This window comes from Nocardia sp. bgisy134 (genome assembly GCF_965341865.1).
Taxonomy (GTDB): Bacteria; Actinomycetota; Actinomycetes; order Mycobacteriales; family Mycobacteriaceae; genus Nocardia.
In genome coordinates, this window is record NZ_CBDQZP010000021.1 from 74,547 (window position 1) to 89,342 (window position 14,796).

Below are 14,796 nucleotides of genomic sequence, written 5' to 3' on the forward strand. Positions count from 1 at the left end.
TCAAGACCGGAGTTGCTGTGCACCCGCTAGTTCCGCGCGTGCCACAGCCACCAGCGACGCGATCGCCGGAGCCAGTGCCTGCCCGGGCGTCGGGGCGAACGGCTTATGGACATCCGAGAAGGCAGCCTGCCTCACCGGGCAGCAGTTCCTGATAGGCCGGGGTGAACCCTGGCAGGGTCAGCACCACCGAGGCGCCAGAACACCGACGGACAATCCGCCGCCGTGCCGAGCAATCCGAAATCCTCACTACCGGTGACCGGATTCGACAGCGGGAGCACCGAGCACACCCATGGCGGCACGCAGCTCGCCCGTGCTCACCGCACCCGTGACCAAGGGCCGATCCGGATTGTGCACCCGGTCGTAGTCCAGGTCTGCAAGTCCGCCGGCGGCGAGCTCGGCCATGACCCGCTCTGTGTGGGCGACCGCGCGGCGAGCGCATCGGTCTGGGAGTCGTCCTTCTGACCATGCGTGGACGCCCGGGCGTGCGGGATCGGCCAGTTCCGGGCGCCGCCGCGTTTTACGGTGCGGCGGTGATGAGCTCGCCAGCCGCCCACCGCGCTGTTCCGATCGGATAGGGCGCAGGCAGGCCGAAGACGATATGTCCGAAGGGGGCGTTGATCGTCTCGTCGATCAACGCCACGCGATCAGCTCATCGGACTCGACGCCGGTCGACCCGAATTCCTGTGGCGCCTGCGCGCGGCATCGATCGCCAGAAGCTATATCCGCCCTGATTCGCTCGAGGTCGATCCGACGAGATCGAACCCGAAGGTCGATACCCGTGGCAGCCACGCGAAGGGCGTTGGGTGGCAGGCAGATCGAGAAAGTAGCCGAACGGGCAGACTGCCGTAGTCCAGAATTTCCGATGCGAAATGGATGTCATCAGAACGGCTTCCGTGCTTCCCCCCGACCGGAACCGTTTCCAGGTCCACACCGTTGTGAACCACCCGACGTCGTCGTCGGGACGGTGAGAGTGTCACACACTCTCACCTGGAGGCGAATCCGCCTGGGGTCGGTCCGGCTACCACAGGCTCGGCGTCCACGGGGGCCGCGGGCCCACCCGCTTCCTCACTCTCGCCGCAGTCCCGAGGGGTGAGAAAATTGCCACGGCAATGTCAACGACATGAGACGCGACCTAGGTGGCTGGTGTCGAACGGGCCTCCGGCGGGCCGCGGTGTTGCGGGGTCGGTCGGGAGTGATCGGTTGGTCCATGCTGGCGGTGGTGCCAACTATCGACCGTTTCGGGTTGTGCCCGTGGCAATTTGGCCTGAGGGCGCCGGATGCCCGGCGCCCTCAGGCACCTGCTGCGGTCCAGCCACTGGTGGTGTAACTGATTCCGAGGACGGCGAGGCGGGCGAGGTTGTGCGCGGCGGCGAGCAAGCCGAAGTCGGCGCCGATCTTGACTCGGCCGCGCAGACGGGCGCGGCGTCCGCCGTGGCGGCGGCGCATCAGGTGACCGATCTTGCGTTCCACCTTGGGCCGGGTAGCACGGTAGTCGGCCTTCCAAGCCGGGTCGCGCTGCCGGTCACGGGCTGTGGCCAGGTATTCCTCGTGGGCGCCGATGGTGATTGTGCGTCCACCGGCCGCCGCGGTGCACTGCGACCGCAGCGGGCAGTCGGTGCAGGCGGCACCGAAGTAGGCGATGCCGGTGTGGCGGCCGGTGCGAGCAGCGAAAGCCGCGGTGACCCCGGCCGGGCAGGTCACCGTCCCAGCGTTCAGGTCGATCGCGAAGCGATCCTTGGAGAAATGCCCTTTCACCGACGGTGAGGGCTGCACCTTGATCAGGTTACGAATCCCGTTGTCGTCCAACCGTTTCAACAACTCTCCCGCCCCATAGGCGGCATCGCCGAACACCGCCGGCCCACCGGCTTCGGCTTCGGCTTCGGCTTCGGCTTCGGCTTCGGCTTCGGCTTCGGCTTCGGCTTCGGCTTCGGCTTCGGCTTCGGCTTCGGCTTCGGCTTCGGCTTCGGAGGGCAGGATGTCGGCGAGCAGCTCTTCGGCGGTGTCGGCGTCGCCGGCATTGCCGGGGGTGACCGTGGTGGCGGTGATGATCTCGCTGTCGGGATCGACGGCGAGATGGCCCTTGTAGCCATCGAACCCACGGGCCGAGGTTTTGTGCCCGTGCCGGGTTTCGGGGTCGACGGTGGAGATCACACGGTCGGCCGCGGTGCCACGCACGATCACGAAATGCCCGTCGGCGTCTGCGGTGACGTCCTGACCCAGCACGGTGGCCAGCAGCTGCGCGGCCTTGCCGGTCGCCTCGTCGAGGTCGAGGCCATCCAGCAGTACCAGCATCGCCGACCCGTCGCGGGCACGAGAGTCGATCAGCTGGGCGCGAGCCGCCTCATCGTCCCAATCGATGCTTGGCTTCGCGGCGGTAGCGTAGTCGTCGCCACTGGTGACTCGCGCCCGCAACGCCGCGGCCAGCTCGGCGTTGGCTGCGCCCAGCAGGCCGCGGATCGCCGACCGGACCAAGGTGATGGTGTCCATCGTGGCCACTGCGTCATACAACGGAGTCGAATCCAGCACCCGACGACGCCCCACCAGCCCGGCCTGACGTGCCACCTCGAGCACGGCATCGAAGATACGATTCGGCCGCTGTGAGCGGGCCAACCGCGCCCGCATATCCACCAAAACGGTGTGCACGAACCCCGGATAGTCGAAATCCAGGCCACCAGCCGCATACTTCCACCGAGCGTCGAACGCGAACCGTTCCACCGCCTCCCGGTCCGACAAACCCTCGACCCGCTGCAGCACCATCACCACCGCCACGATCATCGGCGGCACCGACCGGCGCCCCACATCGGTGAACAGGTCGGCGAACATCTCGTCCGGGAACAACCGCCCGCATTCCCGATGCAGCACACCGTAAATCGAGTCCTCACCCACCCGGCCAGCACAGAACTCCACCGTCGACCGCAACAGATCACCCTGAGCCGGCACACGCCCCAACGTCACCCCGGCATTCTGCTCGACCCGGGCCGGTCACCGCACGAAAAACACCAGCCACCTAGGATCCCCCAATTTCTGCTCTCGGGTGGGTATCGAGATACGGGCGGGGATTGAGCCACGGAGCCAGAGCTTCCAAGTCTTCGGAATTCAGCTTGGCATTCTCACACTCGCGATGACGGCCATTTCTGTAGTCGGACTCCGTACGCATGCGGGTGTTACACACTGGGCAACGCCACGTAGTCATCGCCGTGTCCGTCCTTGTTGCTCTCCAGCCTCATGAAGTAAGACAGCTTCACGAGCTTCGCCCGGCCGTGGAAGCTCCTGGTGGAGCGTGGAACCAAGATTCTGAGTAAGATAGGTCCGCTTTGCCCATTCATACGCGTAGAGCGCTCTTCGCAGCCATCGTGAGGGGCAATCCCGAAAGTAATCACTGGGGTCTTCGAAGTAATCACTGGGATGGGGATCGTCCATCATCAGGGCTTCCATAGCGGCATGAAACCCGGCTCTGTTGACAGCTATTTCGTGAGAATTCATGATCAATCCTTGGTTCAAGTTTAGTGTGAGACACCTCCGGCGATGGCAGTAATAGCAAGAGGCAGCAACATATGGATCGCTTTTACCTGTCTGCTGCGAACGACGACGGCAACCCGCGGCCCGCCGCAAGTCAGAGGACTGGATCGACGTGTTCGCCGTTCTGAAGCCGGTGGTGCGCGAACCGGCGAATGATAGCGAAGGTCTCGTCGCGACAGTCCCGTGCGAAGAGGGTTGGATCGCCAGTCGTACGCGCCGGGAGACACGGCGGAAGTGGGTTCCGCAGCAGGCTGGGCCTGCTGCGGCGCACATCTCACGGGCTCTCCGTCAGTCTCGAGCCTGGAAAGTATGGCGACAGCCCCCAGATGCGACTGGGAACAAGATTCCCTCGTCCCGCCGAGGCGCGAACAGGTCCGTGTGGGTATGTCCGGGCGTACTGACGCGTTGACCACTGGGCCGATGACCTCCGACGCGGTCGCGCGAGCGGTGAGCAGCGGACCACTAGGGGCCGGAGTCTCAGCCATCGCGCATCCTTCCATTCACCAGGAGAGCTGAACACTCACCGGACGTTCGATAGATAGCTGTTCAGGTAGTGACTATGGTCACCGCACCCTGCGAGGATGTCAAGCGATCCGCCGGTACTTCCGCAATCCGAATGGACAAGAGCGATGTATTATGTTCAGCGTGTCTGAACAGACGATCGTGAGTGAGGGTCCCGGCGACACCGGTGCGGGTCAGCTGGTGCGCCGGGCTCGGACGGCGGCCGGAGTCTCGCTCCGCGAACTGGCGCGCAATATCGGAGTCAGCCCCGGAACCCTCAGCGCCATCGAGAACGGCAAAACACCACTGACCGTCGGCCGGCTCGACCGGATCGCTGCCGAACTCGGCGTCGCCACCGTCGACATTCTCGCCACCCGGCTACCGTCAGTCGCCGACGCCGCCGGCTCATCAGCCGCCCGGTCGACAGGCGACGGGCAAACATGGCGCGCCTTCGATCCTCTGGTTCTCGATCCAGCTCTGCACGCGGCGATCGCAGCATTCCTGCAGACCGGTTACCACGGCGCGACGATGAGGAGTATCGCGGCCAACGCCGGTATGAGTGTCGCCGGTATCTACCACTACTACCCGAGCAAACAAGACCTGCTCGTCGCCGTATTCGACCTTGGAATGTCCGAACTGCACTGGCGAATCCCGGCAGCCCGCGACGACGGCGTCACCGCGGTCGAACGATTCGCCAACATGGTCGAAGCCCTCGCGTTGTTCCACACGCACCGCAGTGACCTCGCGTTCATCGGGGCCAGCGAAATGCGCAGCTTCGACGAACCCAGCCGCTCCCGAATCGCCGCTCTGCGCAGCGACATCCAGCGAATGATCGACGACCAAGTTGCCGCCGGAATCCAGGCAGGCGAGTTCACCACCCGCTACCCGCGCGAAGCCGCCCGCGCTGTCGCCACCATGTGCACGTCCCTCCCGCAATGGTTCCGCCCTGGCGGCCCCGTCTCTCAACAACAAATCGCCATCGAATACGCGCAATTCGCCGTCGACATCATGCGCGGAAACACACGGCCCGAGCCGACATGGCCCAGGCTCCATCGGAGGGAGCATCGGGATACCGGTGGATCCCGATCTCACTCCGAGTAGCCGAACCTGAACGGTCGGTGGAAGGACCGACGGCGCTCTTGCCGCCCGGCCGCAATGACTTTACGCAACGCCGCGCTCTTCCATGCGGTGCGCGCGGAGTCCGACTACGGCGGTGACGGGAGTGAGGCCGTCAGCCGGTCGCGGAGTGTGGGCCAGTCCAGGTGGGCCTGTTCGGCCCCGGGTACCGCCAGGAGTGCGGTACCGCGCAACGTGGCGAGAGTGGTGAGCAACCATTCGTGGAAGCCGTCTCGCGCCGCGACCTCAGGAACAAGCTCACCCGCCAGATCTCCGACGGCGGTAGTCGCGAGGTTCGCCATCATGGCCGCAACGTCGGCGACATCCACATCGTTGTGGGCGACGGCGTACAGCTGGAGCAGGGCACGGTTTATCGGCAGGTTGTGGACCTCCCACAGCAAGTCGAGCAGTGCCTCGAACCTCCCGGCACCCGGCGGCAACGGGCCGACCTCGGCCCGCACATCGGCCACGTAACGTTCGACGATGCGCTCGAGAGCTGCCTTCACCAACGCGGCCTTCGTCGGGTAGTAGTGCTGCATCGCGCCCTGGCTGACTCCGGCACGAGCGGCCACCGCCGCGGCGCTCAACGCGACGAACCCCTGCTCGACGAGCATCGCTACCGTCGCCTTCAGCAGCCGATCCTGGGTCTCTGCTCGTCGTTCGGCTTGGCTTCGCCGTGGCTTCGTCTGGACTCTGGTCACAATCCGAAGACTAGTACCGCGCCACTTGCAAGTTGCCAACTTATATCTTACCGTGTGCGCATGCCGTCCCCATCGAGCAATGCGCGAGGACTAGCGAACCGCGCCCTCCCGTCCCTCGCTTCCCTGGTCGTCCTCGGCGCCATGCTCACCGAGTCAGCGCTGCGGGATTTCCTGCTGGTGAACCTCGGCGTCCAGTTCGTCATCTTCGTGGGCGCTGCCTGCATCCCGGGGTGGCGCACTCTCCGGATGTCCTATGTCGACATCGCATGGCCCTGGGGACTCTTTGCCCTCGGTGTCCTGACGCTCGCGATGAGCGACAGATCCCCGCTTGCCATAGCTGTGGCCGTCGTCTTCCTGGTGATGGGCGGACGCATGGGTATCGCCGCGCTCGCCCTCTGGCGCCACGGCGAACTCGACCATGAGCTGCCGCGCTACCGGTTCCAGCGAAAGCGGTGGGCAAAGGCCACCCTGGGCGGCGAGCGGCTCGATCTAGTGGCCGAGATCCTGGTCCAGGCAGTCTCGAACATCACCGTCATGGCGGTACCGGCAGCGCTGGTGATCGCGATCGACGGTGCCGGAATAGGCGCAGTCGCAGCGGCAGGCATCGTCGTGTGGGCGGTGTCGTGGGTGCTGGAGTCGGTCGCCGACCTTCAGAAGATCCGTTTCGTCCGGTCGATGTCGGCGACGAATACGCGGGGGCATTGCGACGTCGGACTCTGGAACTACAGCCGACACCCCAACTACTTCTTCCAGTGGATGCAGTGGAACGCGATCATCGTCCTGTGCTTGCCGGTGCTGCGCCGAGCATTCGACGAATTCACGCCCGCCGCGTCGATCGGCGCCGCCATCGGACTGTTCGCGCTGTCGGCGATCATGTACTGGTGTCTCGTGTTCTACACCGGCGCTGTCCCGGCCGAATACTACAGCGCGCAGAAGAGGCCGGGCTACCGCGACTACCAGGCACAGACCAACCGATTCATGCCCGGATTCCGTCGCCACAAGCCATCCGCCAGCCACACCGTGAGCTGAGGGCGCCGACTTCCGGCTCCGCGGCGGCGGGACTCGGCGCCCAGAACTGCAGGGCAGGCTCGTCCCGGTACGCGCAGTACGGCGACCGCCCGACGGGCCACGGAGGCCGGCTCTAGATCGGCGTCGACCGTCTGCCGAAATCGTTTGATGGCCGACCAGTTGAGCCTCGAGGCCGTTGGTCGGCCGTCATGGGACTGCGGTCGAACGGCCTGGCCCTTATGACAATTCGTATCAGGATGCTCTGTCGATAAACCCATCCCGGACGGGTGATTGTCGATGCGGTCATCATGAGCCGGCGAGTCACCGGACCGCGCCCGCATCGTCGACGACACGTAGACAACTGCGGGCTTGCGGTCGTTGAGGGCTCGGTGGGGTCGGGGTGAGTTCGTGGAGGATGCGAAATCAGTGGGCTTCTCTGTCGAGTGCATCACCGTCCGGCCGCATCAGGCGCCCCCGGTGACCGAACACCAGCGGAAGCTGCCTTCGGCCCGATCCTCGGTATCAACGATGTGCCTGCCGAGGCGTCCGCGCAGGAGGCCGCCGATCTGATCCGCGCACAGCCGGGCGGTGTTTCGCTGATCGACGCAGGCACCATCGAGCGGATCGCCCGGTCGTACAGCGCGGCGGCGCAGACCAGAATGGGATACCAGCGTCCCGTATTCGACGGCGACTTGGCGTATTTCAGCGCGACCGTCGATACCTCCGACGGCCCCGGTCCAGCCGGTCGGCGGCCCTATGTGACCGGCGAAATCATCAGCCACGGCGTCGAAGTCACCCACGACGAACCGACCGCGCCACACATGCTGCCGATCATCGCGCATGCACTCGACGAACAGTTGCGAGGTCGAGGATGACCTCCGGACCCGGAGTCGTCTTCGAAGAAGTCGAGGAGCCGTAGTCCCGGCTGAGGTGAGTTGGTAGCTGCCACAAAGATTCTCGGCGAAGCTCCAGAAGGTGCTTCATTCTGCTACAAAGTTGTAATCATTCGCGTTCCCTACTTGAACGCGAGCGTACCCTACTCCATGTTCATGATCGGATCAGAGAGACTTGATGAAGACAAGCACATCTGCCGCGGCGGCCCGCGCCGTCGCCATGACGGCCCTAGTCGCGGGCAGCACAGTCGGATTCTCCGGAGCGGCCTACGCCGACAACGCGCCTGGTGGAGATTCTCCAGGAGTGATCACAGTGAACTCCACAGCAGACGAGGTCGCGGCCGACCCCCGAAGCGGGCAATGCCGCACGGTCTCCAACACCTGCACGTTGCGCGCCGCGGTGCAGACGGCCAATGCCCGTCCAGGCAGTACGATCGTGGTGCCCGCCGGACGGTACATCCTGGCGATACCCCCCGACCCGAGCAAAGTGCAGGGCCGCAACGCCGATCCGACCACGGGAGACCTGAACCTCACCGCGCCGACGGTGCTGCGGGGCGCCAGCCGCGACCGGACGGTGCTGGACGCCAACGGGATCGACAGGGTGTTCAGTATCGCCTCGCCCGTAACGCTGGCGGGATTGACTGTGACCGGCGGAGTCACCGCCCAACACGAAATCCCGTTCTACGACACCGGCGGGGGCGGCATAGCCAATTCGTCGAACCTGGTACTCGATGACGTTGTGGTTCAAGGTAACAGCGCCGGGTACGGCGGCGGGATCTTCAACGTGCCGGGGTCGGACTTGCAGACGAAGAATACGACTATCACCGGCAATACATCCGGCGAGGCGGGCGGTGTGCGGTGCGATAACACCTGCACCTTCACCGACTCGACGATCTCCAACAACCGCGTGGTCAATCCCGAAAAGTGGTCCCGTCCCGGTGGATTCGCCGGTCGCGGCGGCGGGGTAGATGTCCGAGGCCGGGGCGTGGTGACTTTCGATCGTTCGACGATCACCGGAAACTCTGCCACGGACGCCGGCGGCGGCATCAACGTGGCGCCGGCCTACCTCGACACCCTCCCCCACCAGGTGACCGATCGGGTCAACGTTCCGCTGGGCACCGTGGTATTGCGGAACTCGACTATTACGGCGAATACCTCCGGTACCGCTCTTGCCAACTGCGCGAAGGTGTTCGCGAAGATCGTCTCCGAAGGTGGCAATACCAGCGACGATACTTCCTGCGACCTCACCGGTCCCGGGGACAAAACCAAGTCCTAGTCGACAGGCAAATCCGGCCCGAGCAGCGCGCGGTGGATGTACATCACCGTGTCCTCGAGTTCGAGCAAGTCACCTCCGGCACGCAGGGTTCGACGGACGGCCTCGTTGGTCGCATCGGTCACCGCCAGATAGGCATGATCGGGAACCGACGGATCGACGGGGCCTGCCGTTTCACGCCACGCTCGGATGTATCCGGCAAACCAGTGTTGGCAACGCTCGAACGACTCGATCGCGCGTGATCCGGCCACGGCGGTTTCCAGGTAGAACGAGCGCGCGAACGATGGTTCGTCACGCAACAGAGTGAGATACTCGCGAATGCCGCGTCGGAGAGTCTCGAGGGGCCCCAGCTGTTCGGACAACACCTGCGTCATCGCCCGCTCGAGATGATCGATCATCAGATCGCGACCCGTCTCGGCCGCGGCAAGGAAGCACGCTTCCTTGTCCGGGAAGTGCTGATAGAACGTACGACGCGAAACCTTCGCTGCCGCAGCAATATTCGCGACCGTCACAGTGAGATAGCCGCGTTCCGCGACGACGACCGTCACCGCGAACAGGAGCCGCTGACGCTGCGACCCCGTCACCAGATCACGAGCGAGACCGTGCGGCCCGTGCGGTAAGGCCGTCAGGGTCGGTTCCAGCAACTGCTTATGTTCCACCCACACCTTCATATCAGGTCCAGCGCCACGAGAGTGAATATCGCGTGACAGGTGGCGCCGACCAGGCTCACCGACCACCATCGACTCCATCTGCCCGCTGGGTCCGCCGCCGGATCGGCATCGAGCCCGATGTTTGCCATGGTGATCGGTTGCGGCGCCTGATCGCTCCTCGAAAGTGGTTCGGCGCCATCGGCGTCCGTCCGGTCCGCGGAAACGGTGTCTCGCCTCGGCTCACCGCTGCTCGCGGAACCGCTCGATGACCGGCGCGAGTTCCGCGGCATTGATGATGAGGTCGACATGGCCGCCGGGGTGAAGGTGAACGACAGCATGCGGCAGCAGTCGCCGCATGATGCGGGGATTCGCGAGAGGAATGATCGGATCGTCGGTACCCGCGATGATCAACGTGGGCTGGCGGATGAGCGGAAGAGCGAACAGACTCGTCCACACCGAGCCGGCGAGCAATTGGTGGACGTATCCGACACCGGATCCAGCCATGAGTTGACGATCGAGCAGCCGCTGGACGACCCGTGCCGACGTTGGCTTCGACGCTGGCACCGAGCAACTCGCCGGTGCGAGGATCACCCCGCAGTTCGACGATGCCCTCCTCGAGGAAGGTGCGAATTGTCGCGCTGACCTCGATCGCCCGTTCGTTCATCCGAGCGGCAACCGCCGCGATGTAGCCACCGGCGTCGACGTCATCGTGACGCATGTTCGGGTCTCCTCCCTCCGTGCCCGCCGACCGCGCGGCGGGCTCTCGATCCCTTGTCTCCACGAACAGAACCGGCGGAGACTTCGTCGCCACCGAGCCGGTGTCCCGATGTCCCTCGCCTGTTCGATGGCGCACAAGCATGAGGGTCGGCAAGACACTTCAAGTCGACATCAAGTTCATGCGAGGTGGGGTGAGGAAGCCTCGAGAGTGGCGGCCCCGCAGCCCTTTTCGCCGAGCAGCACCTCGGCCGCGTCGAGGATGGCTCGCATGCGCTCGATCCCGGGACGCCGCACAGGTGCCGGGCGAGCGGTCGCTCTGGGCGCCGGCCAGTAGTCGAACACGATTCGAAATCGTAACGGCTCGGCCGACCAACGCGGGCAGCGAGCGGGGTCAGTCCTTCGGCGCGTAGGTCTCGAGATAGGCAGCGACAAGCCGTCGCGCTTCGGCGATCGTGGCCTGGTCGCCGGTCGGCGACCGCCGGAACGCGACGTCGAACAGCCTGTTGCCCGCTTCGAAAGCAAGCTCGAGGGCGAGTCGAGGCGTGTCGGCGTCGATGAAATCTCGGTCTATCAGGTAGCGCCACAACCGCTCGGCCTGCGCGTCGTCGAAGACCTGGGCCACTTCGGCAATCGCAGGAGTACGCCCCACGTACCAGAGTTCGATGAAGCTCGGGAACTCCCGGTAGTACGCGAGTAGCAGGTCGATGATCACATCGATGGCCTGGCGCAAGTTCTGCGACGCTCGACGTTCCAGCGCCGCCGCGATACGCGCATCCAGCTCTCGGACGTGGCGATGCGCCAGCTCGACGTCGACCTGGTTGCGATCGGCGAAGTAGTGATAGATCGACGCCAGCGGAATGCCGGTCCGTTCACCGATCGCTTTCAGCGTGGCAGCCTCGTAGCCCTGCTCACGCAGCAATCCGTCGGCGGCTTCGAGAATCGCGAGCACGCGCTCGATTCCGCGGCGCTGCACCGGGGCAGGCCGAGCAGAGGTCTGCGGAACCGTCTTGTTCTCGAACACGACTTGGGATCGTAACAGCCGGTTCGGCACCTCTACAGGAGCTCGCCAACCGCCTCGTCACCGATGACGTCGACCTGTTCTGAGCCGGCACCGGTCCAGCCCACCCGCCACGTCTTGAATAGTGTTGCAGCGCAGGCGCCTTCCCTCCAACCAAACACCGACCACCCGAGAGCCCGACTCCCGTCGATCGAGAGAGTCGGGCGTGGAGGCATCTGGAGTCGAGCATGCGCCCGGATCAGAATTCGACGACCCGGCGCACGGCGACGCAGCCGTAGCGTGTCGGCTCCTCGACTGTCACGGTCGGATCAGGCTCGCCAGTACGGCCTTCCCTGCTCGCTCGCCCGACGTGGCCGCGTCCGCGAGCGACGGCAAATCGAGCTGATAGTCGCCGGCGAGGTAGATGCTTCCGAGCGGATCACGCAGGATCGGAAGCGAATCCCTCCCCCCGGGCGCCCAGAAGGGCACGACCCGATGGTGCCGCCGCACGATGCCTTCGCCCAGCTTCCCCTCCAGTTCGGGAAGTACTGTGACCAAGTCCTTCGAGAATCGCGACACGATCTCCTCGTCGGATAGCTCGAACAACGCGTCGGCCTGAGCGCCGCCCGCGAAACAGGCCAGTGCTCCGCCCGGCTTACGAACGCTGCCGTTCCGCAACGCCGCGGCGTGGTTGAACACCGCCTGGAACGACAACTGCGGCGTCGAGACGCCGAAGAAGTCGTCCAAATATTGCGGCCCGACTTCGTTGGTGAAGAAGCCGACCACCACGTACCGACCGTAGGTGATGTCGTGGAATGCGTTGCGCTGCTGCTGCGGCAGCTCCGGGATGATCCGCTCCGCGATATCGCCGGGCACGGTGACGATCGCGCGCTTGGCCCGCAGCCGCGCCGGACGATCGCCGTCGTAGTAGTCGACCACTACGCCGTCACCGTCCTGCCGGACCGATCGCACCACCGAGTTCAGGCGGATCCGGCCACCGAGGTCCTCCGCCAGAACGTCGGTCAACGTCTGGTTTCCACCCACTGGCAGCGAGAAGTTCGGGATCTTTGCCGGGTCGGCCAGCGCGACGGCGACCGAGGTGACGAACTGGGTCGCGGCCGTCTCGTCGACCTCGCATCCCATCCACTGCGCCGACCACGACCGAACGATGGAGCCAGCCAGTTCTGACCGGACGCCTTTGAGCAGGTACGTCGCCAGCTTGGTGTCGAGCTTTGCGCGAACCTTTTGCGCGATCCGGCTCTGCGACTCCAGGAACGGCATGGCCGCGAAGATACGTGCACCGACCATCGCCATGCCTAGGCGGTCCGTCATGGTCATCCGCGTGCGGAACATGAGCGCGACGGGATTCGAGGTGTCGACCAGGCCGCCGTTCAGGTAGAGCGCGACGCTCTTGCCTGCGAGCGAGCCCATCGGAATGTTGTGCCGGTCGAGGGCATCGATCAGAGGGCCTGTGCCCTCGGTGAACTGAGTGCCGACGTTGATCCAGTAGTCGCCCTGCCGGATGGTCTCGACTCGTCCGCCCGCACGGTCGGTGGATTCGAGAACAACCACCTCGGCCTCCGGCGCCAGCGTGGTCGCCGCCATCAACCCCGCCATTCCGGCACCGACGACGACCACCTCGGTGGCCTCTTCGTGCACATCATGCGTTGGCAAATCAACTCCTGACTCTGGATCGATCAAAGGGAAGGTCCGGCGAATCGTCGTCACTGGCCGGTGGCCGATCAGCGACACTCCGAAGCGCGATGGGCGTCATCGGGCGCGCTGTATCGCTCTCGCGGCGTAGGTGAGCGAGCCGCGTCAGCGGGCTCGCTGCCAGACACCACGGGCACCGTCGTCACCGACAACGGACTGCACGTCCTGCGCGCCGTCGCCCTACTCCATTCCGACGTCGGCGAAAAGCCAGCACGCCACGTCATGAGGTCATAACTCGAACTCGATTCGAGTTTAATATCAGGGTGTGACGCTGTCAACAGTCGATAGACGACGGTTTCGACAACTGGGTAGCGCAGAGCTCGCCTCCACGCTAGGTTTGCATGAACTCGAACTCGATTCGATTTCGATAATCACACTCGGGTCGCATGCGGCCCTCGACCCACAGGAGTACAGCCATGGGCACCAAGCGAATTGTCTTCATCGGGGCCGCAGGAGAGATGTGTCGGCTTGCTATCCAACGGTTCGCCGTCGCTGACGGAGACTGGGAGATGGCCCTCTACGACATCCGTCCCGAGCTGCTCGATCAGCTGGTGCGCCAGCTGCCTCCCGGCCGGGCGAGCGCCGCGCGGCTCGACCTGTACGACCGCGAAGGGCTTCGCCATGCCATCGAGGGGGCCGCGCTCGTGGTGCTCGGTGCCGGTCCGTACATCCGCACCGCCGGCCCCGTGATGGAGGCGTGCCTGGAGGCCAAGGTGCCCTATCTCGATTTCGACGACGACATCGAGAGCACCCTGCACGCACTGTCCTTGCACGAAGACGCCCTAGCGGCGGGGGTGCCGATGTACATCGGCTGTGGTGCGTCGCCCGGCTTCACCAACGTGCTGGTCGCCGACGCCGCCGCCGAGCTGGACAGTGTCGAGAACATCGACGTGTATTGGGTGGTCGGCGATGAGCGCGGAGCCGTCGGCCGCGCGGTTCTCGATCATATGCTGCGGGTCGCCGCCGGTCCCTGCATGACCTGGGAGAACGGCGGACCGGTGATGCACCAGTCCTGGCTGGAGACCCGCTGGACGGAGCTGGGCGGCGGACTCGGGCTGACCATGGTGCACGAGACCGCGCACCCGGAGCCGGTGACCTTGCCGCGAAAGTACCCGGATGCCAAGAACATCCGCTGCTTCGGCGGGCTGGATCCGGCCCCCTACAACGGTATTGTCCGCGGCGTCGGCCTGGCCGTGCAGAAGGGCCACATGTCCATGCAGGAGGCAGTGGACTTCTTGGAGGCCTTGATGACCAACAAGGGCGGCAGCTCGAAGGGCTTCCGCCACGCTCTTTCCGGATTGCGGGACATCGCGCGTACCGGGGAGTCGACGCCCACCGAGCTGATCAAGTTCCTTGCCTTGGCGGCGGTGGGCCATACCTTCCCCCACAAGTCCGCCCTGAAGGTCGAGGTGACCGGCCTCCGCAACGGCCTGCCCGCGGTGGTCAGCCGCCGTACCCCGGTGAGTGGACCTGGCACCTATCTGTTCACCGATATGGCCGCGGCGACGGGAACGGCCTGTGCCGCGTTCATGGTGGTGGCACTCGACGAAGAACCCGGAACCCGCGCAGGGGTATTCACGCCCGAAGAATGGGCCGAGCCGGAGCGGTTCTACAAGGGCCTCGAACGTGTCGGCACCCCGCGCGACGAGATCTACGAAGTCTCGCACTAGCCGCCTCGGTTCGTCGATACATCGAACACCGGACCTCG

At 65.1% G+C, this 14,796-nt stretch carries 12 protein-coding genes and 1 pseudogene; 5 read left to right on the forward strand and 8 right to left on the reverse strand.

Translation table 11 applies throughout. The features are described from left to right. Positions 1–246 precede the first annotated feature (246 nt). The 3 genes from ACRWNM_RS30160 to ACRWNM_RS30170 form a co-directional block, all read right to left on the reverse strand. Positions 247–402 (reverse strand): hypothetical protein, encoded by a 156-nt coding sequence (locus ACRWNM_RS30160; RefSeq protein WP_431971524.1) that lies wholly within the window; start codon positions 400–402, stop codon positions 247–249. Positions 403–517: 115 nt separating this feature from the next. After that, entirely contained in the window at positions 518–640 is a 123-nt protein-coding gene (locus ACRWNM_RS30165) for a hypothetical protein (RefSeq protein WP_431971525.1), read from the reverse strand. A gap of 650 nt (positions 641–1,290) precedes the next feature. Then, entirely contained in the window at positions 1,291–2,955 is a 1,665-nt protein-coding gene (locus tag ACRWNM_RS30170; RefSeq protein WP_431971526.1) for a transposase, read from the reverse strand. Positions 2,956–4,164: 1,209 nt separating this feature from the next. Between ACRWNM_RS30170 and ACRWNM_RS30175 the strand changes: the two genes are divergently transcribed. Beyond that, positions 4,165–5,121, forward strand: a complete 957-nt coding sequence (locus ACRWNM_RS30175) for a TetR family transcriptional regulator (RefSeq protein WP_431971527.1) — start codon at positions 4,165–4,167, stop codon at positions 5,119–5,121. Between the two features lie 104 nt (positions 5,122–5,225). Here the strand turns inward: ACRWNM_RS30175 and ACRWNM_RS30180 are convergent, their stop codons facing one another. After that, positions 5,226–5,837 (reverse strand): TetR family transcriptional regulator, encoded by a 612-nt coding sequence (locus ACRWNM_RS30180; RefSeq protein ID WP_431971528.1) that lies wholly within the window; start codon positions 5,835–5,837, stop codon positions 5,226–5,228. A 177-nt stretch (positions 5,838–6,014) separates the two neighbouring features. Here ACRWNM_RS30180 and ACRWNM_RS30185 point away from each other — a divergent pair, with 177 nt between their 5' ends. The 3 genes from ACRWNM_RS30185 to ACRWNM_RS30195 all read left to right on the forward strand — a co-directional run bounded on the left by ACRWNM_RS30185 (position 6,015) and on the right by ACRWNM_RS30195 (position 9,014). Continuing rightward, positions 6,015–6,866: a DUF1295 domain-containing protein gene (locus ACRWNM_RS30185; protein ID WP_431971529.1), complete on the forward strand. Its 852-nt coding sequence runs from the start codon at positions 6,015–6,017 to the stop codon at positions 6,864–6,866. Positions 6,867–7,375: 509 nt separating this feature from the next. Continuing rightward, positions 7,376–7,720, forward strand: coding sequence for a hypothetical protein (locus ACRWNM_RS30190; RefSeq protein ID WP_431971530.1), 345 nt, complete (start codon positions 7,376–7,378; stop codon positions 7,718–7,720). Positions 7,721–8,042: 322 nt separating this feature from the next. Further along, complete coding sequence (locus ACRWNM_RS30195) at positions 8,043–9,014, forward strand: CSLREA domain-containing protein (protein ID WP_431971531.1); 972 nt, start codon at positions 8,043–8,045, stop codon at positions 9,012–9,014. Here the strand turns inward: ACRWNM_RS30195 and ACRWNM_RS30200 are convergent. The 4 genes and pseudogenes from ACRWNM_RS30200 to ACRWNM_RS30215 all read right to left on the reverse strand — a co-directional run bounded on the left by ACRWNM_RS30200 (position 9,011) and on the right by ACRWNM_RS30215 (position 13,049). Further along, positions 9,011–9,682: a TetR/AcrR family transcriptional regulator gene (locus tag ACRWNM_RS30200; RefSeq protein WP_431971532.1), complete on the reverse strand. Its 672-nt coding sequence runs from the start codon at positions 9,680–9,682 to the stop codon at positions 9,011–9,013. The genes ACRWNM_RS30195 and ACRWNM_RS30200 overlap by 4 nt on opposite strands. 219 nt (positions 9,683–9,901) lie before the next feature. Then, positions 9,902–10,159, reverse strand: a pseudogene (locus tag ACRWNM_RS30205) (alpha/beta fold hydrolase); the annotation flags it as partial. A gap of 610 nt (positions 10,160–10,769) precedes the next feature. Further along, the gene (locus tag ACRWNM_RS30210) at positions 10,770–11,399 is read right to left on the reverse strand and encodes a TetR/AcrR family transcriptional regulator (protein ID WP_431971533.1); all 630 of its coding nucleotides are present in this window, start codon (positions 11,397–11,399) and stop codon (positions 10,770–10,772) included. Positions 11,400–11,693: 294 nt separating this feature from the next. Further along, entirely contained in the window at positions 11,694–13,049 is a 1,356-nt protein-coding gene (locus ACRWNM_RS30215; protein WP_431971534.1) for a flavin monoamine oxidase family protein, read from the reverse strand. 455 nt (positions 13,050–13,504) lie between these two features. Here ACRWNM_RS30215 and ACRWNM_RS30220 point away from each other — a divergent pair, with 455 nt between their 5' ends. Continuing rightward, complete coding sequence (locus ACRWNM_RS30220) at positions 13,505–14,758, forward strand: saccharopine dehydrogenase family protein (RefSeq protein ID WP_431971535.1); 1,254 nt, start codon at positions 13,505–13,507, stop codon at positions 14,756–14,758. Positions 14,759–14,796: the final 38 nt, after the last annotated feature.

Coding starts and splice junctions, on each gene's coding strand:
- ACRWNM_RS30160 (WP_431971524.1), bottom strand. CDS start 402: ATGGCCGAGCTCGCCGCCGGCGGACTTGCAGACCTGGACTACGACCGG.
- ACRWNM_RS30200 (WP_431971532.1), bottom strand. CDS start 9,682: ATGAAGGTGTGGGTGGAACATAAGCAGTTGCTGGAACCGACCCTGACG.
- ACRWNM_RS30220 (WP_431971535.1), top strand. CDS start 13,505: ATGGGCACCAAGCGAATTGTCTTCATCGGGGCCGCAGGAGAGATGTGT.